Origin of the sequence: Aeromonas sp. Prich7-2, assembly GCF_017939255.1 — a bacterium.
In the GTDB taxonomy this organism is placed as follows: Bacteria; Pseudomonadota; Gammaproteobacteria; order Enterobacterales; family Aeromonadaceae; genus Aeromonas; species Aeromonas caviae.
The window spans coordinates 43,169-65,677 of record NZ_JAGKRI010000357.1; the positions used below are offsets into that span (position 1 = coordinate 43,169).

General features: G+C 62.0%; 20 protein-coding genes and 1 pseudogene. 4 read left to right on the top strand and 17 right to left on the bottom strand.

Annotation, left to right across the window (positions count from 1 at the left end; genetic code table 11):
• Positions 1–234: 234 nt before the first annotated feature.
• From J9892_RS23270 to J9892_RS23320, 12 genes and pseudogenes are all read right to left on the bottom strand, one after another.
• Positions 235–1,365 carry a cupin domain-containing protein gene (locus tag J9892_RS23270; RefSeq protein WP_010673616.1) on the bottom strand — a complete coding sequence of 377 codons (1,131 nt, stop codon included), beginning with the start codon at positions 1,363–1,365 and terminating at the stop codon, positions 235–237.
• Positions 1,366–1,517: 152 nt separating this feature from the next.
• Positions 1,518–2,888 (bottom strand): adenylosuccinate lyase, encoded by a 1,371-nt coding sequence (purB, locus tag J9892_RS23275; protein WP_041214787.1) that lies wholly within the window; start codon positions 2,886–2,888, stop codon positions 1,518–1,520.
• 30 nt (positions 2,889–2,918) lie between these two features.
• A complete protein-coding gene (gene hflD / locus J9892_RS23280; RefSeq protein ID WP_010673618.1) occupies positions 2,919–3,530 on the bottom strand; it encodes a high frequency lysogenization protein HflD in 612 nt (203 codons plus the stop codon).
• A gap of 211 nt (positions 3,531–3,741) precedes the next feature.
• Positions 3,742–4,848, bottom strand: a complete 1,107-nt coding sequence (gene mnmA, locus J9892_RS23285) for a tRNA 2-thiouridine(34) synthase MnmA (protein WP_010673619.1) — start codon at positions 4,846–4,848, stop codon at positions 3,742–3,744.
• A 303-nt stretch (positions 4,849–5,151) separates the two neighbouring features.
• Positions 5,152–5,619, bottom strand: coding sequence for an NUDIX hydrolase (locus tag J9892_RS23290; protein WP_010673620.1), 468 nt, complete (start codon positions 5,617–5,619; stop codon positions 5,152–5,154).
• Positions 5,620–5,683: 64 nt separating this feature from the next.
• Positions 5,684–6,592, bottom strand: coding sequence for a pseudouridine synthase (locus tag J9892_RS23295; protein WP_113978177.1), 909 nt, complete (start codon positions 6,590–6,592; stop codon positions 5,684–5,686).
• A gap of 82 nt (positions 6,593–6,674) precedes the next feature.
• A complete protein-coding gene (locus tag J9892_RS23300; RefSeq protein WP_113978179.1) occupies positions 6,675–7,142 on the bottom strand; it encodes a GNAT family N-acetyltransferase in 468 nt (155 codons plus the stop codon).
• Positions 7,139–7,261 carry a hypothetical protein gene (locus J9892_RS25145; RefSeq protein WP_257709793.1) on the bottom strand — a complete coding sequence of 41 codons (123 nt, stop codon included), beginning with the start codon at positions 7,259–7,261 and terminating at the stop codon, positions 7,139–7,141. Before J9892_RS25145 ends, J9892_RS23300 begins: the two co-directional genes overlap by 4 nt.
• Positions 7,262–7,339: 78 nt before the next feature.
• Entirely contained in the window at positions 7,340–8,101 is a 762-nt protein-coding gene (locus J9892_RS23305; protein ID WP_042864178.1) for a DUF3142 domain-containing protein, read from the bottom strand.
• Positions 8,102–8,104: 3 nt separating this feature from the next.
• Positions 8,105–10,225: a hypothetical protein gene (locus J9892_RS23310; RefSeq protein WP_210539126.1), complete on the bottom strand. Its 2,121-nt coding sequence runs from the start codon at positions 10,223–10,225 to the stop codon at positions 8,105–8,107.
• A gap of 246 nt (positions 10,226–10,471) precedes the next feature.
• Complete coding sequence (locus J9892_RS23315; protein WP_042879347.1) at positions 10,472–10,765, bottom strand: hypothetical protein; 294 nt, start codon at positions 10,763–10,765, stop codon at positions 10,472–10,474.
• 1,160 nt (positions 10,766–11,925) lie between these two features.
• Positions 11,926–12,861 (bottom strand): annotated as a pseudogene (locus tag J9892_RS23320) (alpha/beta hydrolase); the annotation flags it as partial.
• A gap of 410 nt (positions 12,862–13,271) precedes the next feature.
• On the opposite strand from J9892_RS23320, the gene icd reads away from it, so the two are divergent.
• Complete coding sequence (gene icd, locus J9892_RS23325; protein WP_010673630.1) at positions 13,272–14,525, top strand: NADP-dependent isocitrate dehydrogenase; 1,254 nt, start codon at positions 13,272–13,274, stop codon at positions 14,523–14,525.
• Between the two features lie 66 nt (positions 14,526–14,591).
• On the opposite strand, the gene J9892_RS23330 is transcribed toward icd, so the two are convergent.
• Positions 14,592–14,768 carry a hypothetical protein gene (locus tag J9892_RS23330; protein WP_010673631.1) on the bottom strand — a complete coding sequence of 59 codons (177 nt, stop codon included), beginning with the start codon at positions 14,766–14,768 and terminating at the stop codon, positions 14,592–14,594.
• 339 nt (positions 14,769–15,107) lie between these two features.
• Positions 15,108–16,439: a D-serine ammonia-lyase gene (dsdA, locus tag J9892_RS23335; protein ID WP_113978184.1), complete on the bottom strand. Its 1,332-nt coding sequence runs from the start codon at positions 16,437–16,439 to the stop codon at positions 15,108–15,110.
• 215 nt (positions 16,440–16,654) lie between these two features.
• Between dsdA and dsdC the strand changes: the two genes are divergently transcribed.
• Together dsdC and J9892_RS23345 are read left to right on the top strand one after the other, a co-directional pair.
• Entirely contained in the window at positions 16,655–17,599 is a 945-nt protein-coding gene (dsdC, locus tag J9892_RS23340; protein ID WP_113978185.1) for a DNA-binding transcriptional regulator DsdC, read from the top strand.
• A gap of 349 nt (positions 17,600–17,948) precedes the next feature.
• Positions 17,949–18,356, top strand: a complete 408-nt coding sequence (locus tag J9892_RS23345) for an H-NS family nucleoid-associated regulatory protein (protein ID WP_010673634.1) — start codon at positions 17,949–17,951, stop codon at positions 18,354–18,356.
• Positions 18,357–18,826: 470 nt separating this feature from the next.
• Here the strand turns inward: J9892_RS23345 and J9892_RS23350 are convergent, their stop codons facing one another.
• The 3 genes from J9892_RS23350 to tnpA form a co-directional block, all read right to left on the bottom strand.
• Positions 18,827–19,933 (bottom strand): 3-deoxy-7-phosphoheptulonate synthase, encoded by a 1,107-nt coding sequence (locus J9892_RS23350; protein WP_113978187.1) that lies wholly within the window; start codon positions 19,931–19,933, stop codon positions 18,827–18,829.
• Between the two features lie 251 nt (positions 19,934–20,184).
• Positions 20,185–20,991 carry a siderophore-interacting protein gene (locus J9892_RS23355; RefSeq protein ID WP_109422417.1) on the bottom strand — a complete coding sequence of 269 codons (807 nt, stop codon included), beginning with the start codon at positions 20,989–20,991 and terminating at the stop codon, positions 20,185–20,187.
• Positions 20,992–21,157: 166 nt separating this feature from the next.
• Positions 21,158–21,562 carry an IS200/IS605-like element ISAs26 family transposase gene (tnpA, locus tag J9892_RS23360; RefSeq protein ID WP_010674034.1) on the bottom strand — a complete coding sequence of 135 codons (405 nt, stop codon included), beginning with the start codon at positions 21,560–21,562 and terminating at the stop codon, positions 21,158–21,160.
• A gap of 57 nt (positions 21,563–21,619) precedes the next feature.
• Here tnpA and J9892_RS23365 point away from each other — a divergent pair.
• Positions 21,620–22,509, top strand: an 890-nt coding sequence (locus J9892_RS23365) for an RNA-guided endonuclease TnpB family protein (RefSeq protein WP_210539127.1), incomplete at its 3' end; no start/stop codon positions are given.

Here is a 22,509-nt window from a genome sequence, read left to right on the forward strand (position 1 = left end):
CCATTTGGTTCCCATTTCTGGCCCCGCATCCTGCCCGATCCCATGTTGTTAAATGACAAACAACAGGGCCCCATTGCGGGGGCGATCCGGCCCGATGCCGTTGGCCGTCATCCAGTGTAGTCACTCCCTCCCGCGGCGTCAGGACGAAGCAACGCAAGGCTGGAGCCGGTAGGCCTACAGCGGAAAAAAACGCCGCCCCTCCCGGCACGCCGGGAGGGGCGGCAGCCCTCTGGATCAGCCGAAGAACCAGTAGCCGCGGTTGACCAGCCGGGTCAGCAGTTGCAGGAAGCCCGCCTGATCGGCCAGTTCCACCAGCGCGTCCTGGGTGATGATGTCCTTGTCGCACAGGAGTGCGATGGCGGCCGGATCCTCGCTTGGCAGGGTCCAGGCTTCGCCGTCGATGTAGCAGGTGCGGCTCTCGCCGCTGAACCAGACGCTGCGCAACCCCGGCACCTTGATGGCGGGCTCCCCCTGGCTCAGCAGGTCGGCCACCTCGTCGGCGCTGTAGTCCGGCTCCACCGGATTGACGTCCAGATCGTGCTTGGCCTCGGAGATCATGGTGCCGAACCACTCCTTGAACAGGGTCTCGTCGTCGAGGGCCTGTTGCATCAGCTCCCGCAGGCGGTGCAGCTCATGGGGCTGGATCTCCCCGTGGCGGGCGCGGGGCTGGAGGTCCGGGTCGCCGTAACGTTCGGTGCGGATCTCGTTGTCGATCAGGTGATCGGCAAAGGAGGAGACAAGGGCCTTGGCGTCCGGTGCGCGGAAACCCACCGAGAAGTTCAGGGAGGGCTCGATGGCGTAGCCCTCGTGGGGGAATCCGGGCGGGATGTAGAGGATGTCGCCCGGCTCCATGATGACGTCGATGATCGCCTCGAACGGCTCGCAGTGCAGCAGGGCCGCGTGGGCGGCGAACTCGTTCAAGGGCTTGGCATCGCCGACCCGCCAGTGGCGCTTGCCCTGACCCTGGGTGATGAAGACATCGTAGTTGTCGATGTGGGGGCCGACACCGCCGTGAGGGGTGGAGAAGCTCACCATCACATCGTCAAAGCGCCAGCCCGGGATGAACTGGAACGGCACCGCCAGCTCGTGCACCTCGGGTACCCAGTGGTTGCACGCCTGCACCAACACGGTCCAGTTCTCTTCCCCCAGGTGATCGTAGGATTCGAAGGGGCCGTGGGCCGCCTCCCACTTGTTGTTGAAGCGGGTGACCAGGCGCGACTCAATCACCTCTTCCATGGCCAGACCTGCCAGCTCGTCCGGGCTGATGGGATCCTGAAAGTCGGTGAAACCGCCCTTGATGAGGAGCGGGCGCTTCTGCCAGTAGTGCTCGAGGAAGTGAGCGATATCCAGATTGAGTTGGTACATGGTGCTTCTCGTATCTTGTGAGAGGGCTTGCCCAAGGCGGGCTTGGGCAAGGGCTCTGAAATGGCCCGATAGAGGGTGATCATATCAAATGGGCCAAAATCAACGGGGGCCCTGCCGTCATGACAGAGCCCCCGCCGGTTCGGTTACATCACTTATTTCAGCAGATCGACCAGACGCTGGGCGTCGCCGATGTAGTTGGCCGGGGTCAGCTTCTTCAGCTCGACCTTGACCGCTTCCGGCAACTCCAGGGTGTCGATGAAGGTGCGCATCCCTTCGGCGTCGACGCGGCGACCACGGGTCAGCTCTTTGAGCTTCTCGTAGGGCTTCTCGATGCCGTAGCGGCGCATCACGGTCTGGATGGGTTCCGCCAGCACTTCCCAGTTGGCGTCCAGATCGGCGGCCATGGCGTCCGCGTTGGCTTCCAGCTTGGAGATGCCCTTCAGGGTCGCCTGATAGGCAATCAGGGAGTAACCCACCGCCACACCCAGGTTGCGCAGCACGGTCGAGTCGGTGAGATCACGCTGCCAGCGGGAGATGGGCAGTTTGCTCGCCAGGTGCTGGAACACGGCGTTGGCCAGACCCAGATTGCCTTCGGAGTTCTCGAAGTCGATGGGGTTGACCTTGTGGGGCATGGTGGAGGAGCCGATTTCGCCGGCGATGGTGCGCTGCTTGAAGTGACCCAGGGAGATGTAACCCCAGACGTCACGGTCAAAGTCGATCAGGATGGTGTTGAAGCGGGCCAGGGCGTCGAACAGCTCGGCGATATAGTCGTGGGGCTCGATCTGGGTGGTGTAGGGGTTCCAGGTCAGGCCGAGAGAGGTGACGAACTCCTCGGAGAACTGGTGCCAGTCCACATCCGGGTAGGCGCTGATGTGGGCGTTGTAGTTGCCCACGGCACCGTTGATCTTGCCCAGCAGCTCCACCGCCATGATTTGCTTGAGCTGGCGCTCCAGACGGTAGGCGACGTTGGCCATCTCCTTGCCCATGGTGCTCGGGGTCGCCGGCTGACCGTGGGTGCGTGACAGCAGCGGCATGTCGCGGTACTCGACGGCCAGGCGCTTGATCTCGCCGATGAGCTTTTCGCAATAAGGCTTGATCACCTCTTCCCGGGCGGTCTTCAGCATCAGGCCGTGGGAGTTGTTGTTGATGTCTTCCGAGGTGCAGGCGAAGTGAATGAATTCGCTGACGGCGGCCAGCTCCGGGTTCACTTCCACCTTCTCTTTCAGGAAGTACTCCACCGCTTTCACATCATGGTTGGTGGTGCGCTCTATCTGTTTGATGCGGGCGGCATCCTGCTCGTTGAAGTTGCTGACGATGCCGTCAAGCACGGCATTGGCTGCCTCGCTCAGGGCAGGGACTTCCGGGATCCCGGCGTGGCTGGCCAGTTTTTGCAACCAGCGCACCTCGACTTCGACGCGAAAACGCAGCAGACCGAATTCGGAGAAGATAGGGCGCAGGGCATCGGCCTTGTCGCCATAACGACCGTCAATCGGGGAAACGGCAGTCAGCGCGGACAGCTCCATGGGGTGAACTCCTGATGATTGGTGTGGGGGTTAAAATCGTTTGGCCAGTTCCACCATCTTCTTGCGGGCGAAGATGATCTGGGTACGGCTGCCGCCGAGCTGGCGCCACAGCACCACGGCGCGGATGCCTGCGAGCAGCAGGGCGCGCACCTTGTGCTGCACCAGGGGCTGCTGCAGGAAGAGCGGGGTGCCCGCCACCTGGATGCGCGGCCCGATGGGGCTGATAAGGTCGCTGTAGATGCTCGCCATGTTGGCCAGGATCTGCTCGTCGAGCAGATCGAAATGCTGTTGCTGGCGGCCGATCTGGCTGATCCGCTCCCCCAGCATGTTGAGGATGTCCTTGCGCTTGGCGAGCTTGCGCTCCAGCGCGATCAGGCTCACCACGTAGCGGGTCAGCTCGGCATTCTTCTGGCTGCCGTCGGCCCCCAGCTGTTCCACCAGGGCGCGATAGCCGTCGCGAATGGCCAGGTGGCTGCCGAACACTTCCAGCGGCTGCGTGGGGTTGGTGACCAGAATGCTTTGCAGGCTCTCGCGCAGGGAGGCTTCGTCGCAGGAGCCGTCACGGGCCACTTTCTGCACCAGATAGGCGGCCTGGCAGATGCCTGCGAAGGCCATGGTTCTGTCTTGGAATTTGTCGCTCATATCTTCACGGCCCTGTTCTGTTCTTTCACCGGCCGATGCCATGATCCGGCCTGGACGTTGCCAATCATGTATCGCTGCCTGGTACTGTTTTTCTTTGTCCCCTCTCCCTCAGGGAGAGGGTCAGGGTGAGGGTGGTTGCCCCCTCATCCCCAACCCTTCTCCCGCGAGGGGAGAAGGGAATACAGCGCGGACGCTCGTGAGCGCCCAGCCCTTAGACCGGATGGCTGAAACGTTGTTCGATGATGCCGCCGCCCAGACACACTTCCCCGTCGTAGAAGACGGCGGACTGGCCCGGGGTCACCGCAGCCTGTTTCTCGTCGAAGATGACCCGGATGGTCTCATCGTCGATGGGCTGGATCAGGCAGGGGATGTCTTCCTGACGGTAACGGGTCTTGACGGTGCAGCGGCGCGGCGCGCGAATGGGGGTGCGATCCACCCAGTGCAGCTGGCTCGCGACCAGGCCGTCGGAGTAGAGGCGGGGGTGTTCCCCTTGCGCCACCACGAGCGTGTTGCGCTCCACCTCTTTGTCCACCACGTACCAGGCCTCTTCGGTGGCATCTTTGCGACCGCCGATGCCAAGCCCCTTGCGCTGGCCCAGGGTGTGGTACATCAGCCCCTGATGCTCGCCGATGATCTTGCCGTCCACGGTTTCGATGGGGCCGGGCTGGGCGGGCAGGAACTTGGCCAGGAAGTCCTTGAACTTGCGCTCACCGATGAAGCAGATGCCGGTGGAGTCTTTCTTCTTGGCGGTGATGAGATCCAGCTGCTCGGCGATGCGGCGCACCTCGGGTTTTTCCAGATCCCCGACCGGGAACAGGCTCTGACCCACCTGGGCTTCGCTCAGGGTATAGAGGAAGTAGCTCTGATCCTTGTTGGTATCGAGGCCGCGCAGCAGGCGCGGGCGGCCGGTGCTGTCGTCACGGCGCACATAGTGGCCGGTGGCGATGTAGGTGGCCCCCAGCTCTTCGGCGGCAAACTCCAGGAACGCCTTGAACTTGATCTCCTTGTTGCACAGGATGTCCGGGTTCGGGGTGCGACCCGCCTTGTACTCTTCCAGGAAGTGTTCGAAGACGTTGTCCCAGTATTCGGCGGCGAAGTTGATGGTGTGGAGTTTCATCCCCAGCTTGTCGCAGACGGCCTTGGCATCAGCCAAATCCTGGGCGGCAGAGCAGTACTCGTCCGTGTCGTCTTCTTCCCAGTTCTTCATGAACAAGCCTTCGACCTGATAGCCCTGCTGCTGGAGCAGGTAGGCCGAGACGGAAGAATCCACGCCGCCGGACATGCCGACGATCACCTTGATTTGGCTGTTGTCTGTCATTAGTCGAAGTTACCAGTTCGTTTAAACGGGGCGTATTCTACCAGAGTTTTGCGCCCCCGGTCACATCTCCCTGCCGCCGTTCCCCTTGGAAGCCCGGCGGCGGGAAATCGTTTTTCTATTTGTCGGCGCCATGATGAAAAAATGGCGCCAAACGGTCCCGCATAGCCTGTTCACGATCTGTCACGAGAGGCCGTCAGCAAGGTAAAGAGCAGCGCAGGAACCGGAACGTATAGATATACGTGAGGATTCCGAGCAGCACATGAGCCTTGATCACGGTCTCGCAGTAAGAGCGTGGGCAGGCTCTCAGATGAAGGCCTTGAGGGCCGACAGCGGCAGCCTGGTGCCTGCCAGATAGTCCTGAATGCACTGCCACACCAGGGGGCTTCGCAGGGCGGGCTTGCACTCGGCAATCTCCTCCAGGCTGAGCCAGTGACAGGCCAGTACGTCACCGTCGGGATCCTCTGGATGGTGCTGACCGGGCGACTTTTCAAGGTCGAAGATGACGGCGGTGCGCACAAAGGTGGCCTCGCTGTCCGCCGGTTTGAAGAGGTAGACCCCGAGCCAGCCGGTGGGGGCGGCGGTGAGTCCCGTCTCCTCCTTCAGCTCGCGGCAGGCCGCCTGGATGAGATCTTCTCCCGGCTCCACGTGGCCGGCGGGCTGGTTGAAGCGGCGCTTGCCCGCAATCTCCTCTTCCACCAGCAAGAAACGCCCCTGCCAGTGCACCAGGGCGGCCACGGTGAGGCGGGTGGGCAGCGGTGGGTGATCGCTCATAAGGACTCCTTGTCTTGTTGTCTGTGCCCCGGCAGGGGCGCTCGATGCAGATCCGCTGTCGCCTTCATTCAGAGGGCTTGGGGCGAGCCGGACGGCGGGCGGTGGTGCGCCCGCCGCTGCGATTGCCGGGGCGCGGGTCTGCCCCGCGGCGGTCCCGCCCCAGGGGTGGCTCCTGATCTGTTGGCCGGGCGGTGCCGGGGGCACTGCGGCCAGTGCCCCCGGCTGCGGCGGATGCCCGTGGTTTGCCTTGCGTGGAGGCTGGTCGTGGCGCGGGGGCCAGCTCGGGAGCGGGCAGGGCGCGGCTCTCTCCCGGCGCCAGACCATCGAGGGTCCACTCCCCGATGGCGTAGCGGATGAGGCGCAAGGTGGGGTGGCCGATGTGGGCGGTCATGCGCCGCACCTGGCGGTTGCGCCCCTCCACGATTGTTATCTCGAGCCAGCAGGTGGGGATCTCCCTGCGCTCGCGTATGGGCGGATTGCGTGGCCACACCGCAGGGTCATCCATGATGCGCGCCCCGGCGGGCAGGGTCATGCCGTCGTTGAGCTCCACACCGGCGCGAAGGGCCGCCAGTTTCTCCTCGCTCGGGATGCCTTCCACCTGCACCCAGTAGGTCTTGGGGGTCTTCTCTCCCGGCTGGGTGAGGCGTGCCTGCAACTTGCCGTCGTTGGTGAGCAGCAAGAGCCCTTCGCTGTCTCGATCCAGCCTGCCCGCGGCATAGATGCCGGGCTCGGTGATGTAATCCTTGAGGGTCTCGCGGCCCCCTTCGTCGGTGAACTGGCAGAGCACCATGTAGGGCTTGTTCAGGAGCAGCAGCTTGCGATCCGCCGGGGCGGGGGCCGGTTTGCGCTCGTTGACCCTCCCTGGGTGCCGGGCCTCCCGGCGTTGGGATGGGCGCACCGTAGTGGGCCCGCTGGCCGTGCTGCCTGCGTCAGGGCGGGCGGAGAGGGAGAGACGGGGACGGGCTGATTTCATCGCATGCCTACCAAAAACAGGGGATGGCGGAGTGTACCACAGGGGGCGGCCATCAGGGGGAGAGCGGGGCTTGCCTCTCGGGTCAGGGGGTGGCGATGTCCGGCGCCAGTGCGAGGGAGAGGCGCAGCATGTCCTTGTGCTGGATGCCGTGCTCCATCAGGGGCTCGGGATAGTGGATGAGGAAGTGATCCTTCACGACGGCATGGACGCGAAAGCCGTGGCGCTGGTAATAGGTGAGCTGGTGGCCGAAGCTGCCGGTACCGAGTTCGACACGGCCTATCCCCTTCCCGGTCAGGTTCGCCAGCACGAAGCGCAGCAGGCCGGAGCCGATGCCCTGCTGCTGGCAGTTGGGGGCAACGGCGATGTTGAATATCTCGGCGGTTTGCTCCCCCACCAGGCCCGCCACGCAGGCCCCCACGACCTCGTTGTCCGCCAGGGCGGCAAAGCCCCAGGCCCCGGGCAGGTAGGCGGCGATGCGCGACGCGGCGGGATCGGCCTCCAGCAGCAGGGCCAGCGGCAGGTGGGCGGGGTTCATCTCGACAAACGTCATCCTTGTTTCTCTCCCTGTTTGTGACGGCGCGCGGCGCGCAGCACGATGGCGGGCTTGACCGACGTGGTGGCCCGGGCGGCGTTCCTCTCGCACGGCATCTCGCCCGGTGTGGATGCCACCAGCCGGATCTGGGTCTGCCACTGCTGCTTGCCGCGGGCACGCCCTTGCCCCTGTCCCCGATAGGGTTCACCCGCATCTCAGTGGGCGTCATGCCGGGGAACAGGGGGGCTGGTCCCCGGGATCGGCGCCGGGCGGTTGAGCAGGAAGACCACCTCGCCCCGGTAGTGGGGGGAGGCGGCCAGTGTTGTCTGCCAGGCGGGATCCCACTCCCCATCCTGCACCAGCCCGACCTTGAACGGGATGGTCAGGTGAGCCATGGCGGGCAGATAGGCCTGATAGCCCGGCACCGTGCGCGTGCCCTGATAGGTCTGGATCACCAGCTCGTCCACGGGCAGGCGATTGAGCTCTGCCACGTCCCCCGTTTTCGCCCAGTCGAGCAGCCCCGTCACGCTGAGCTTGCACCCGGGAGGCAGGGCACGCCGCAGTTGTTGCAGGGCGTTGCCATAGCGATCGAGCTGGCGGGTCGCCGCATCGAAGTCGATCTGGATGCCCGCCACCCTGGCCCCGGCCGCGCGCCACCCCTCGTAGAGGCGCACCAGCACCTGCTCGTGGGCGGGGGAGAGGGGGAGGGCGTTGACACGCACCACCAGCCAGACCTGCCCGGCCTTGAGGGGAGAGGGAACCCGCCCCAGCTTGACGAAGCGGGGACCGCCGGGCCTGTCCAGGATCTCCCCCTGATGCAGATAGAGGGTGCTGGCCTGTTCCAGTACCGGCTGGTGGCGGGTGGCGGACCAGAGCCAGAACCCGTGATAGGCGCTGGCATCGACACTGGCCTCAAGGGGGGTGGCCAGGGCCGTCAGCAGCAGCGCCAGCAGGGCGCGTTCAGGGGGTCTGCTCATGGCTCACCAGTAGTATTTGAGGGATCTGGCCCACACCGAGTTGCCATAGCGCTGCTTGAGGGTGTTGAACCAGGCCTGCCGGGTGCGTTTGGGGATCTCCTGGCTGTCGCAGCTGTTGTAGCCGGAGGGGGCATAGCACTGGATGGCGCGATAGAGGGCATAGCTCTTGTCTTCGGGCTCCGCCTTGGGGTTGGCAATCACGGCCTGATAGAGGGCGAGGCGACTCGGGAACGTGGGGCGCTCGTCTTGCGCCAGCCCCCAGATCATCTCGCGATCCTGCCACAGGTCGATATGGGGATCCCGGCTGCGCAGATACTCCCCGAAGCAGTTGAGGGCATGACCATCGTCGGGGCGCTGCACCAGGGTGCCAAGGGTCTGGGCCAGATCCCGGCAGTGGTAGCCCTGGGGCGTCCCCTCTCCGCGCCACTGGAACGCCGAGAGGCGCACATCCCCGTTGGGCACGGGTTCCCAGGGCGCGTCGGCGGGAGGGGTCGCCTCCTTGTAATCGGCGGGGATGAGGGCCACATCCTGCAAGAAGGTGGCCGGGTCGCTGGCGATGAGATCCCGTACCAGCAGGGTATGGAGCGCAATCTGCCGCTCCGCGGCGCTCGGGCCCTGACTGGCTTGCTGGCGCAACAGGGCGGGTTCGGCCTCCTGCTTGAGCACGGCCGCGCGGATGCGCAGCTGGGTGATGGGGCTGCCCGGCTGGAAGATGGCGGCCGTGTTGCCGGTGCGCACCCAGTGATCCGCCAGCACGTTCTCCACGAACGCCTGCTGGGCCTGACCCAGGGGGGAGGCCACCAGCGCCATCAGGGCCTGCTCGGCCTTGTCGAAGGCCTTCATGCCCTGCCAGGCCCAGATGCGCAGCATCTGGTGGCTGAATGCCAGGGTGGCGTCCTCCTGCCCGGGGGAGGGCAGGGCCAGCACCTGCTCGAACTGCTTGTCCAAAAAGAGGGCGTAGGCCTTGAGATAGGCCGCCTGCGCCTGGTGACCGGTTTTTTGCAGGTGCGCGATGGCGTCGTCCAGCTGGGCATCTTGCCAGTCCCGCGGCCGCTCATAGGTCGGTCTGAGACCCCGCAGGGCATTGACGAACAGCAGCGCCGGCTGGGCCGAGTCCTGATAGGCCGCCTGATGGCGATAGGCATCGCCACTGAGCAGGGTGAGATCGATCTCGTTGACCAGGGCCTCCAGCGCCGGCAAGGGCTGGCGGGTTGCCATGGCCTCGTCATAGGCATCCCGCAGGGCGCCGAGATCACCGGCCATCCACTGGATGCGTCTGAACAGTCCTCTGGTCGAGCTGGCGTAGCGCCCTTGCGGGTAGGCCGCCAGATAGGCCTGACCCTGGGCCATGGCGCGGCGAAGGGCCTCCTTGTCGCTCCTGGTCACGTCCTGATCGCCGTATTCGTCCTTCGCCTCCTTCATCGCGAGGTTGATCTCCGTGCGCATCACCATGTAGGTCGCGCTCTCGGCCACCCAGGGGGCCTTGGCCTGCTGCAAGGCGGCAAAGCCTGCGCGGGCCTCCTCGAAGCGGCTCTCGTAGAAGTGCCGGGCGGCCTGCAGATACCCCTGCCACTCCAGGGCAGCATCGCTCATTTCGGTAGCGGGGGCCGGGCTCTCCTGTTGTCCCAGGATCAGCAGACGGCTTCGCAGCAGCGACGTGCGCTCCGGGGCGGGCACCTCGCTCTGCTCGAGGGCGTCCAGAAACGCGCTGACCGAGGAGAGGGAGTTGGAGATGGCGTGGCCGTAGAGGGAGTCGTGGCCCGCGTAGTGCTCGAGCAGCGGTGGGAGGGACGGGTCGTAGGCGGCCAGCCGGCTGCCGAGCTGCTCGCGCAGCGCCGGGTCCTCCACCTCCTCCGGCTGGGGGAGGCGGGTGAGGTAGAACAGCGGCTGGCTGCGCTCGTTCAGCGGATCCGCCGGCAGGGTGAAGGGGAGGGGGTGATGCTGTGCATCCCCCAGCAGCATCAGCAGGTTGCCCCGGGTGTCGTTCTCGTTGAGATAGAGCGGATAGGTAGGGAGAGGGCAGTCGGTGAGCCAGAAGCCGCACCCGTCACCGTCACCGGAGGCGAGGGCGGGCAGTGCAACCAGCGTCATCGCCAGCACCGAGCAGTGGGTCAGAGATGTCATGGGATCGCTATCCGTTTGTGGGCCCGCGCCGTGCATGACGCCCGGGCCGGAAAAGGGGGTTTGCAGTGGCGGGCAATAGTACGAAAGAGGGTCACAAACGACAACCCATTCTGACCTGGTAGGCGCTCTCCCTGTCAAGACGCCTGCGCCATCTCCCTGTCCCGAGCATGTGCTCTTTGCTGCTTTGCGGGTGTCAGCATCTGCCATCGCCATACATCGCCATACAAAAAGGGCGAATGTGGATACTTATATAGGGGGCTCTTCGGTGCGAAAGAGCGCCTTGCCGCAGGCGAGGCAGGTGTGGCGAAAGCGATGATCAGGCCAGCCGGTCTGGGGGTGGCCCAGCACCTTGTCGGAGCCGCAGGCGCAGCAGCGCGCCCCCAGTTCATCGTCGATGGCGCATTCGGGATGCTGGTGCAGGTAGTCGGCGCGGGTAGGCAGACGCAGCCAGTCGGGCTGGGCATGGCGCTGGTTCCAGAAATAGCACCCATAGAAGGTGCCTGCGGCGACGGGCAGGGCAAACCACCAGAAGAGATCCATGTCATGACTCCGACGAGAGGGGATGAGGGCGGCAACAACCCGCTCAGCAGGCGCGGTGCGGCCCCATTTTATCGGGGCGGGAGTGGGGCGGGATATGCCCGGATGGGTAACAAGCGAACCTGCTGGTGGTCGGGCTGGCAAGCCGCAGGGCCGGGGTTGGGGATTATCTATCCATTAAAGAGATGGGTTGCGTCATAACCTATCGCATTTTTGGATGGACAAGGGGGCCTTTCCGGTCGCAAAGCCCGGAGAGCGGGCAATGCTGTTCAGATAAGCACTTTTTTGACTGATTATTCATAAATTGGATTTGAGTTGAGGGGGCAAGGCTGTGTCCAGTCGATCTTCCTCCAGCCTTTATCCAGCGGGGCTTGCAATAGAAAGAGGGAGGCATCATGCCTCCCTCGATTTTTTGTCCTGATACTACGTGGACTGGAACTCAAATTCTCTTAAGTGAACAGCATTGCGGAGAGCGGGGAGTTTTTGTGAAAAAAAATGTGCATATCCTCGTCATGCCGATCTCAAGGGAGTCATTGAGCAAGTTATAAATATCAAGGTATTGATATCAATGGCAAAAACAGTGCTTTTATCAGGCGTTTTCAGGGTGGCTTATGGGGTTTCATAAGGAGCTTTAACCCATTTTCTAGATTGGTTTTTGCATAATCAATCGTTTATTTTGTTGGACAATTGGGGAAAACCTGGTGTCCAATCGGGTGAGCAGGTTGGCCAAACAGTGCCGTCAGCCAGTGTGTAACCCGAGATGTAAGGAGACATCCTGATGGAAAAACTTGACCAAAAAATCGACACCATGCGCCAGGAATTCGAGTCCCAGGGGCAAAAACAGGCCCAGGACAGATGGCAGGCCAGGGTCGATGAACTGCAACGGGAGCGCAGCGAAGCGCCCCAGCCGGAAGCGGCAGAACACTAGCCCCTGGCGGCCTTGTGGCCACCAAGTGAGCGCATAATGAAAAACCACCGCCCTGTTCGGGGCGGTGGTTTTTTTGCGCAGTGGCTAGAGGCGATAGAGGGGCCGCATCGAACAGCTCCGCGCTCTCGCCGGTGCCGCCGTTGAAGACGGTGTGGAAGAAGCGCAGCACCTTCTCGTTGGCGAGGGCATCCCCTTCGAAGTAGGCGTGAGAGTCCCCCACATGGGGCTGATTGGTCACGTCCACGTAGGTGGCCGTTCTGGCATCCAGCCGCCGGGTGTAGTGGCCGAGCCTCGCCTTTTGCTGCTCCCCCATCTTCATGCGCGATGCCATCAGGGCACCATCGCGCTCATTGATGGTGATGTAGAGGCGGTTGCGACACTGGATGCGATCGACCCACTGGGCGTGAAGCTCGTTGTTGGTGTCGGCGGCGGCCATGATGATGTTGTCGAACAGCAGCTGGTTGGCGTGGTAGGTGGTGCTGCCCAGCAGGTGCTTGAACAGGTAGTTGCCCATGCTGTGCAGCAGCAGGTTGATGGTGAAGGGGCATCGCTTGTTTACCTCCTTGGCAAAGTAGCGATCCCAGGCCTCGCCGTTGTCTGCGAACTTCTTCTGGGCCTTCTCTTCCAGCTGCGTCACATACTGGCCGTTGAACTCGTCGAGCAGCCCCTTCATCTTCTCCAGCACCCGGTCAAGGGCCCCGGCCGAGGCCAGGGCATCGCGCTTGTCGCTCTTGTAGCTCAGCACGCCCCGGGCGCCGCCGCCATTGGCGGGCCAGCTGAAGCAGAGCACCTCGACGCCGTACCGGGCCTCGAGCCCCACGGCTCGCTCCAGCACATCGTCAAGATCGTTGTTGAAGCCGTGTACGAACAGCAGCAGGTGTTTGCCGGTCTTGAGCTTCTGTTTGGCCGTGCTGCCGGTCCCGGCGCAGCGCTCCAGCAGCTTGCGCGCCACATAGGCGCTGGCCGGGTGGGGGAGGTCGGGGTCAAGGCCGACGCTGGCGGCCATCTCGGCGGTGATCTGATCCGGCAGCAGGTCCAGCTGCCACTGCTTGCCCTGACGCCGGGCCTCGGCGAGGCGCAGTTCGTTGGGGCCCTCTGCGGGTTTTTCGCCAAAGATCTCGCTGGGGGTCTTGCCCTGCTCGTTGACCATCCGGTTGGTGACGATAAACATGGTGTTCTCCTTGTTGTCGTGCTCTCTTCATGACCGGCCACGCCCCGGGCGCCCCGATCACTGGCAAAGAGCCTAGTCCGGATCCGGCAGCCTGTCCCCCGGCGCGCCTTGCCTCGCCAAAGGGGTTACGACGATGTAAAGGCGAACGGGATTTGGGGGAGTGGCGCCTTCGGGGCGGCGAGGGCAGGGAGACGCTGTCATCACTAGATGAAGAGGCCCGGATGGACGGGGCCTGCGCCTCGTCAGGACCTGAGGGCGGCGAGGGAGGAGGGGATCCTCAGGCGCACTGTGATCCACTCCCCGACTATGGTCTGACATGCATGCCCGCTATTTGATTATGCAAATGGATGGGCTTAAGATGGCCGCGCGCAACGATCAGATTGATAACAAACGGAAGTTAGGAGATGCCGATGGAAAGCAAAGTAGTTATCCCGACCCAGGGCCAGAAAATCACAGTCGATGCCAGCGGCAAGCTGCAGGTTCCCCACAACCCCATCATTCCGTTTATCGAAGGGGATGGTATCGGTGTGGACGTGACCCCGGCCATGTTGAATGTGGTGAATGCTGCGGTCGAGAAAGCCTACAAAGGCGAGCGCAAGATCGCCTGGATGGAGATCTATACCGGCGAGAAGTCGACTCATGTCTATGGCGAAGGTGCCTGGCTGCCGGCCGAAACCCTGGATTTCATTCGTGAATACTGCGTGGCCATCAAGGGCCCGCTGACCACCCCGGTCGGCGGCGGTATTCGCTCCCTCAACGTGGCCCTGCGCCAGGAGCTGGATCTCTACGTCTGCCTGCGCCCGGTCCGTTACTACGAAGGGACCCCGAGCCCGGTCAAGCACCCCGAGCTGACCGACATGGTGATCTTCCGCGAGAACGCCGAAGACATCTACGCCGGCATCGAGTGGAAGGCGGACAGCGATGAAGCCAAGAAGGTGATCGCTTTCCTGCAAAACGAGATGGGCGTGAAGAAAATTCGCTTCCCCGAGTCCTGTGGCATCGGCATCAAGCCCATGTCCAAGGCCGGTACCGAGCGTCTGGTCCGTGCCGCCATCGAGTACGCCATCGACAACGATCGCGACTCCGTGACCCTGGTGCACAAGGGCAACATCATGAAGTTCACCGAGGGTGCCTTCAAGGATTGGGGTTATGCCCTGGCCCAGAAAGAGTACGATGCCCAGCTCATCGACGGCGGCCCCTGGTGCTCCTTCAAGAACCCGAAGACCGGCAAGACCATCGTGGTCAAGGACGTCATCGCCGATGCCTTCCTGCAACAGATCCTGCTGCGTCCGGCCGAGTATGACGTCATTGCCTGTATGAACCTCAACGGCGACTACATCTCCGACGCGCTGGCGGCCCAGGTCGGCGGCATCGGCATCGCGCCGGGCGCCAACATCGGCGATGGCGTTGCCCTGTTCGAAGCCACCCACGGCACCGCGCCGAAATACGCTGGCCAGGACAAGGTCAACCCGGGCTCCCTCATCCTCTCTGCCGAGATGATGCTGCGCCACCTGGGCTGGACCGAGGCGGCTGACCTCATCGTCAAGGGGATGGAAGCGGCCATCGCCAACAAGACCGTCACCTATGACTTCGAGCGTCTGATGGAAGGTGCCACCCTGCGTTCCTGCTCCCAGTTCGCCCAGGACATGATCGACCAGATGTGATCCGGGTCGTTGAAATGCAAAACCGGCGCCATGAGCGCCGGTTTTTTTATGGAGGAGAGCAGGTCGTCAGGTGGTTTTTTCCACGTGCTGCTCGTAGATCTGCTGCCATTTGCTGGTCTCGGCCTCATCTCCACGGGCCTGCCAGAATTCGCAGATGGAGCTGGCGAGCTCGGATGCCATGGCGTGGTCTCCGTCACGGCGGCTCATCAGATATTGTCCCAACCAGCTTTGATATTGTTTCATCGCCCGATCTCCTTATCTAAGGTGCCCAGAGGGGAGTGCTCCAGGCGTCAAGGTCACGCAGGAGCGATTCGAACTGGGCACATGTTGTGCTGCGCCCGGCAGGTGTTGGTCGCCGGAACCGGTGGTTATCTCACCGGAAAAAGGGGACAACGGGGCGCAGATGTCAAAAAACGGTCTCTATCGTATCACAAAATAACCAGTCGGTGGGGCTGGATGACAAATCAGGCTGTCCAGCAGTCTGGCCGTCTGTGTCATGGGGGCGAGGGCTGAGGTGCCATCTTGCTGATCTCGCAGCAGAAAAACCCGCCAGGTCGGCGGGTCACGGGGGCGAAAAAAAGATCAGATCCGGGCGCAGGCCAGGTATTTTTCCATCTCCTCGGCGGGCACCATGCCGCCGCCGGTGGCCCACACCAGGTGGGTGGCCCCGGCCATCTTGGCTGCATCCAGTCCCTGCCCACTCTGCCACTCAAGGTTGGCGGCCACTCGCCAGGGGCCTGCCATGCCCGCCAGTGCCGAGGGCTCGAGCCGGATCTCTTCATCCCGGGCCAGGAGCCCCAGCAGGTCGTACATCTCCTGATCGCTCAGGGTGTAGAAGCCCGCAAGCAGGCGTTCCATGGCGCGGCCGACAAAACCGGAGGCGCGTCCCACCGCGAGGCCGTCGGCGGCGGTGAGGTTGTCGATGCCAAGGTCTTGCACCGCAATGGCATCGTGCAACCCGGTGTGGACCCCGAGCAGCATGCAGGGGGAGTGGGTGGGCTCGGCGAAGAAGCAGTGCACGTTGTCCCCGAACGCCAGCTTGAGGCCAAAAGCCACTCCGCCGGGGCCGCCGCCGACGCCGCAAGGCAGGTAGACGAAGAGCGGATGGTCGGCGTCCACCCTGATGCCCATCTCGTCGAACTGCTTTTTCACCCGCTCGCCCGCCACCGCATAGCCGAGGAACAGGGTGCGAGAGTGCTCGTCATCGATGAAGAAGCAGGTGGGATCGCGTTCGGCCTCCTTGCGCCCCTGCTCCACCGCCACCCCGTAATCCTCGGCATATTCCACGACGATGGCGCCATGTTCGCGCAACTTTTGCTTCTTCCACTCCCGCGCATCGGCGGACATGTGGACGGTGACGCGAAAGCCGAGGCGGGCGCTCATGATGCCGATGGAGAGGCCGAGGTTGCCGGTCGACCCCACCGCGATGCTGTACTGGCTGAAGAAGTGGCGGAACTCGTCCGAGAACAGCGTGCGATAGTCATCCGTCTCGCGCAGCAGCCCAGCCTGGATGGCCAGGTGTTCGGCATGGGCCAGCACCTCGTGGATGCCGCCGCGCGCCTTGATGGAGCCGGAGATGGGCAGATGGCTGTCTTGTTTGAGCAGCAACCTGCCGGTGAGTTCGACGCCGTAGCGCCCATTGAGGGTCCCCTGCAGGGTCGGGATGGCGGCGATCCCGGACTCGATGATGCCGTGGCTGGCACGGGTTTCGGGGAAGGCCTCGCACAGGTAGGGGGCGAAGCGGGCGAGCCGGGCGGAGGCGGAGGCCACATCGTGCCGGGTGAGCCCCACATGGGGCAATCCTTCCGCGAGGGAGGTAGCCCCCGGATTGAACCAGGTCACAGGGGTGAGGGCGATCAGCGGTTCGAGCAGGGGAAAGCGGGCGATGAGCCCGGCAATGTCGATGTGTGTCATGAAAGCCTCGCGGGGTGGTGACGGAATCATCCCATTGAATGGCACCAGCGTTGCCGTGACAAATGATAAAACGCGTGGCTTGGATCAGCCCAGTTGATGCAAATGGTCATCTACCCTGCTGTGTCTTCGCATACAGGTGAGTTGAGTCTTCCTGGTGAATGCAAACCTCGCCCTTCTGGTATCATCCGCCAGATAAAAGAGAGGGAGGCCCAACCATGCAACGCGATGAGCACCCAGGGGTGAGGAGCAAGCTGCTCAGCAGTCATCAGCTCGCCAGGCTCCACACCTTCGAGGCGGCGGCCCGCCACGGCTCCTTTGCGCTCGCCGCCGACGAGCTCTCCTTGAGCCCAAGCGCGGTGAGCCACCGCATCTCGGCCTTGGAAGAGGCGCTCGGTTTTTTGCTGTTCCAGCGCTTTCACCGCAAGGTGGCCTTGACCACGGAGGGGCAGCGCATTTTCTGGGCCCTCACCTCCTCCCTGGAGTTCATCAATCAGGAGGTGCTGGAAATCAGGGAGCAGGCGCTGTCGGGCTCCCTGACGCTGCACTCGCGCCCCTCCATCGCCCAGTACTGGCTGGTGCCAAGGCTCGCCGATTTTTCCCGTCTGCATCCTCACATCGAGCTCAACCTGCTGACGGGCAACGAGCATATAAACCTGCACGGCTACGGCATCGATCTGACCCTCAACTTCGATGCCAGAACCCCGACGGGCCTGGCCATCCACCCCCAGATGGATGAATACATGGTGCCGGTGTGCAGCCCGCAATACGCCAGCGACCACGGTCTGATGGGGGAGGTGAGGAATCTGCAGCAGTGCCGCCTGCTCCATGACAGGCAGGCCTGGGGCCTGGACACCGACAGCGACGAGTGGCGCACCTGGGGGAGTCACTGGCATCTCTCCCTGGAGGTCTGCTTGTCACACATGGGATTTGATCGAGCGGATCTGGCGATCCTTGCCGCCACCCACCACGCCGGTGTCGCCATGGGGCGCAGGCAGCTGGCAAGCCAGGCGCTGGCGAGCGGAGCGCTGGTGATGCCCTTCCCGGATATGGCGGTGCGCTGCGAGCCGCGTTATTACCTGGCGACCCTCCCTCATCGCCAGTGTCCCAAGATCCAGGCATTCATCCGCTGGATACAGGATCAGGCGCAAGGGGCACCTTGAAACGGGACCTGGTTTATTGTCTGCGAAGGTCATGCTCATGAGCGCACTATTTGTACAATAAGGGCCGGCACTGCTGCTAAATGACCTGGCGCAGAGCGACGCGGGTAAGAGATAACACCGTGTGCAACGGATGAGGTGAGCCTGAGATTAACCGGGGAAAAAAGGAAATAAAGTCTGTGAGAGTATTCCCAATAAGTATCAGGCAGGGAATTAACCACGGTGAATAATGTCCATATGGTGTCAGCGCTTTGCCGGATGGTATAAAAACATTATGTTGTTATCCAATGGGCATGCTATTCTCAAATCGTGTTATCCCTGTGACATACAAAAATAATTCTGTGAGGAAGTAATGAACGAGTTTCTGAAGGTTCTGCTGAACATTCGCAGCTTGCGCGCTGCCATTCGTGAACTGCCGTTTGAGCAACTGCAAGAAGCGAAAGAAAAGTTTGACCTGGTATATAACGAGCGTGCCGAGTCCGTTGAACAGGAACGCGCCGAACAGGAAGAGCGTCAGCGCAAACTGAATGAATTCACCGAAATGCTGCAACAGGCTGGTATCGATCCCCGTGAGCTGATCGGCAGCGTGGCGGCTCCGGCTGCGGCGGGCACCACCAAGAGCAAGCGTGCTCCCCGTCCTGCGAAATACAAGTATCAGGAAGACGGTCAGGAGAAGACCTGGACCGGTCAGGGTCGTATGCCCAAGGCCATCGCCGAGCAAGTTGCGCTTGGCAAGGATCTGAACGATTTCCTGATCTGATCGCCGGATCCGATTCTCGATAATGCCGCCTGCAGGGCGGCATTATTATTTTCAGGGTTCAGATGATGTCGCAGTAAAACCCAATTGCGCAGGTTACTCTGGTTAATTGGAGAGCCTCGTCTGGAATAGCCATGACCATCATGTGCCCAATAAAGGTGGCGCATCATCTTCCACGCCACCTCGCCACTTATACGCACTGAGGACTCATACAGCCCGTGTATCTTCGTCCCTTGTGAGAAACGATCATGGATACCTGCTGTGACAGAATGAAATAGCGGCGGTGGATCCTCATCTGTACGCCTGAGCGGCCCGTCTCTTTTTCATGCTGATGCATGACGCCCACCGCCTATTAATTTATCCCCTCTATTTATGGTCTGTTTGACACCGCTCTTCTGCGATATATCCGCACGATGCCGGACAATGTGCGGATGAGGCAGACACCGATTGGTGGCAAACAAATAAACCGAATGCTAGATGACGGGTTGTCCGAGTTCAGACTGAACGGCGTGTGTGTATTTTCTCCGGGTGCGGCGACGGGCCTGGACCGCCTCTGCCAGCATGGCAAGCAGGTGTTCACTCTCTTCCCAGCAGAGGCAGGCATCGGTCACTGACAGGCCGTATTGCAGCTCACCCAGAGGAGCCGGTTTCTGGTTTCCTCCCAGCAAGAAGCTCTCGACCATGACGGCGGCGATGGCTTGGCTCCCTTCGCTCAGCTGGCGACAGAGCTCTTTGGCGACCTTCAGCTGGTTCGTGTGCAGCTTCTGGCTGTTGCCATGGCTGCAATCTACCATCAGGCGAGGGGGGAGTCCCTGACGGATGAGGCGGTCTGCTGCCTCCGCCACATCGCTCTGGTAGTAGTTGGGCAGGGTGCCGCCACGCAGAATGATATGGCCATCGGGATTGCCTTCGCTCTTGATCACTACCATGCCGCCCTGGCTGCCGGGGGCGGTGAAGAGATGGGAGGCGGTACTGGCCTGGATGGCATCGATGGCGACCCGGATATTGCCGTCCGTACCGTTCTTGAATCCCACGGGGCAGGGCAGTGCGGAGGCCAATTGCCGGTGGACCTGAGACTCCGTGGTGCGTGCCCCGATGGCGCCCCAGCTGACGAGATCGGCGAGATAGAGAAAGCTGGTGGTGTCGAGGAATTCGGTGGCGGTGGCGAGCCCCAGCCCATTGATGTCGAGCAGCACCTGGCGTGCCAGATGCAATCCCCGATTGATGTCGTTGCTGCCGTCCAGGTGCGGATCGAAGACCAGCCCCTTCCAGCCCACCGTGGTGCGCGGCTTTTCAAAATAGGCGCGCATGACTATCTGAAGGCTGTCTTCATAGGCGGTGGCGAGTCGTGCCAGCCGTCCGGCATAGTCCAGGGCCGCGACGGGATCATGGATGGAGCAGGGGCCAATCACGACCAGCAGGCGATCGTCTTCACCTGCCAGGATCCGGCGTGCCTGATGGCGCTGGTTGTCGATGTGCCGGGTCATGTCGGCCGGACAGGGGTGCTGCACCAGCAGCTCGGCAGGGGTGGGTAGCGCCTCTATGGCGAAGGCGCGCATGACCGAATTCAAAACTGCCATCTGGAGTTACCTTGCTGTGCATGTGTGCGATGGGGAACCCGTATGCGGCATCCTGTTGGGAGCAGACAGATTCACGGCTCATCGCAGTTGTTGAGAATGATTGTCATTATCTTAGTGTTTGTCTCAAATGCAAGTGCAATGAAATCGCCAGGCGAAGATGGGGGGAGAAAGAACGATGGCGGGGGAACCGCAGCAAAAGCAGGCCGCTTCCCCGAGGGAAGAAGCCCGCCAGTCACAAGATAAAGAGGGGATCAGCTGTCCATCACGGCGTGCCTGTCCTGATGGTAGGCGTCTTCATCCTTGCCACTGCGCCAGTAGGGGACTGCGTAGACCCGCTGGCGCTCGGCATCCAGGGCGCGTCTGACGTGGCGGCGCAGCGGCACGACCAGGCTCTCTTCCCCGCCAAACCAGAAATAGCTCCCCTCGGCGACCATAGGCTGGGCGGTGAAATGCGCCACCAGGGTCGCGGCCTGCTCCGGATTGCCCACGAACCAGCGCAGGTCGACGCCGGCCGGCAGCGACAGATCCTGCACGTCGTCCTGATGGGGGACCAGCAGGGCGATATGGCCGCGGGCATGGGCTGGCATCACTTCCACCATGGCGCTGATGGCGGGCAGGGCGGTGAGATCCCCCGCCATGTAATAGTGCTCGGCCGTTTGCAGCATGGGGTCGGGACCGCCCGGGCCCGAGATGGCGAGCCTGTCCCCCGGTTTGGCGTGCAGGGCGAAACGACTGGCGGGGCCGGCCTCGCCGTGCAGGGCGAAGTCGATGTCGAGCTCCAGCGCCTCCCGGCGAAACGCGCGTATGGTGAATGTGCGAATGACGGGTTTCTGGGCGGGATCGAGCCAGCGAGGCCCCTTGTCGGTGGGGGTGGGCAACACTATCTCGCGCTGATCCGGTCGGGGCAGCATGATCTTGACATGAGCACCGCCACAGCTGAAGGGGTAGTCCACAAGCTCGGGGCTGGTCAGGCAGATTCGGCGCAGATGCGGGCTCACATCCTGAACATGCTTGACGGTGAGCAGGCGGGGGCGATTGGCCGGGGCGGGTTGAGACATGGGCATACTCCTGGCTGATGATGGCGCCCATTCTTGATTAAATGAAAACTATTATCAATTGGTTTGTGGGCAGAATGGGTCGCGATTGACCATCCTCTGGATCTCCATCTTAAATACGAAAGGGGACTCCCTCCGACGTAGGTGGGAGGGGAATTTCGCCGGGGCGTCAGCCCCGCTGGTTTTGAATGTATTGCTTGATCACCTCCAACGGTGCTCCGCCGCAAGAGCCCGCAAAGTAAGAGCGTGACCAGAGTACGGGTTTGCTGTAAGCACCTCTCAAGTCCAGAAATTCATTACGCAGTCGCCTTGATGTGACCGCCTTTAACGAGTTCACCAGTACCGATAGCTGTACCGTTGGCGCGTACTCTATCAGCATGTGAACATGATCAGCCTCTCCGTCACACTCTTTCAGTTCCGCACCAAAATCTCTGCAAACCTCTGCCGCACACTGACCGAAGGAAGCGTGATGCAGATCCCCCAGTATCGGCTTTCGATACTTGGTGATAAACACCAAGTGTACGTGCAAAACGTAGGCCGCATGGCGTGATTTATTAATTTTAGTGAATTGCATTCTGTCACTCAATCGGGCTTAATAGATATGGCAATAATGCTACACACTGAGCGCTAAATGCAAATTCTGAAAGCCTACAAATTCCGACTCGAACCGACCGAACAACAAGCGCAACGCCTGCGCCAGTTGGGCGGTTGTGCTCGTTATGTCTGGAATCACGGGCTGGCAGAAACCAAACGCATTCTGGATGCTGGCGAAAAACTGCCTTCTGCCTTTGAGCTGAACAGGATGCTCACCAGTTGGAAGAAAGACCCAGAAATGGCCTTTCTGGCCGAGGCATATACCGACAACCTCCAGCAGAAGCTCAAGGATTTGCATGGCGCGTGGATGCGCTGCTTTGATAAGAAACTCGCCGCCAAGGCACCCGTATTCAAGAAAAAAAGCGACAACTGCGACGCTATCCGGTTCGTCAACTTCGACAAGTATTGCCGCCTTGAAAAGGGTCGCGTGAAGCTGCCTGCCGGGCTGGCGTGGGTCAAGTTCCGTCAGTCCCAGCCAGTTGAAGGGAAAATTAAAAACGCGACCGTCAGCCAAGCAGCCGGGCACTGGTATATCTCCTTTCAGGTCGAGCAGGAGACGCTTGAGCCAATTCACCCCTCCGGCTCAATGGTCGGGCTGGATGCGGGGATCGCCAAGCTCGCAACCCTGTCAGATGGCACGGTGTTTGAGCCCGTCAACAGCTTCAAAACCAATCAGACCAAGCTGGCAAGGCTCCAACGCCAGTTGAGCAAAAAGGTAAAGTTCAGCAGCAACTGGAAGAAACAAAAAGCCAAGATCCAGCGGCTGCATTCACATATCGCTAATACCCGCCGCGATTACCTTCACAAGGTCACAACGACTATCAGCAAAAACCACGCGATGATCGTCATTGAGGATTTGAAGGTTGCCAGCATGTCAAAATCAGCAGCGGGCACGACCAGCCAGCCGGGGCGCAACGTCCGGGCAAA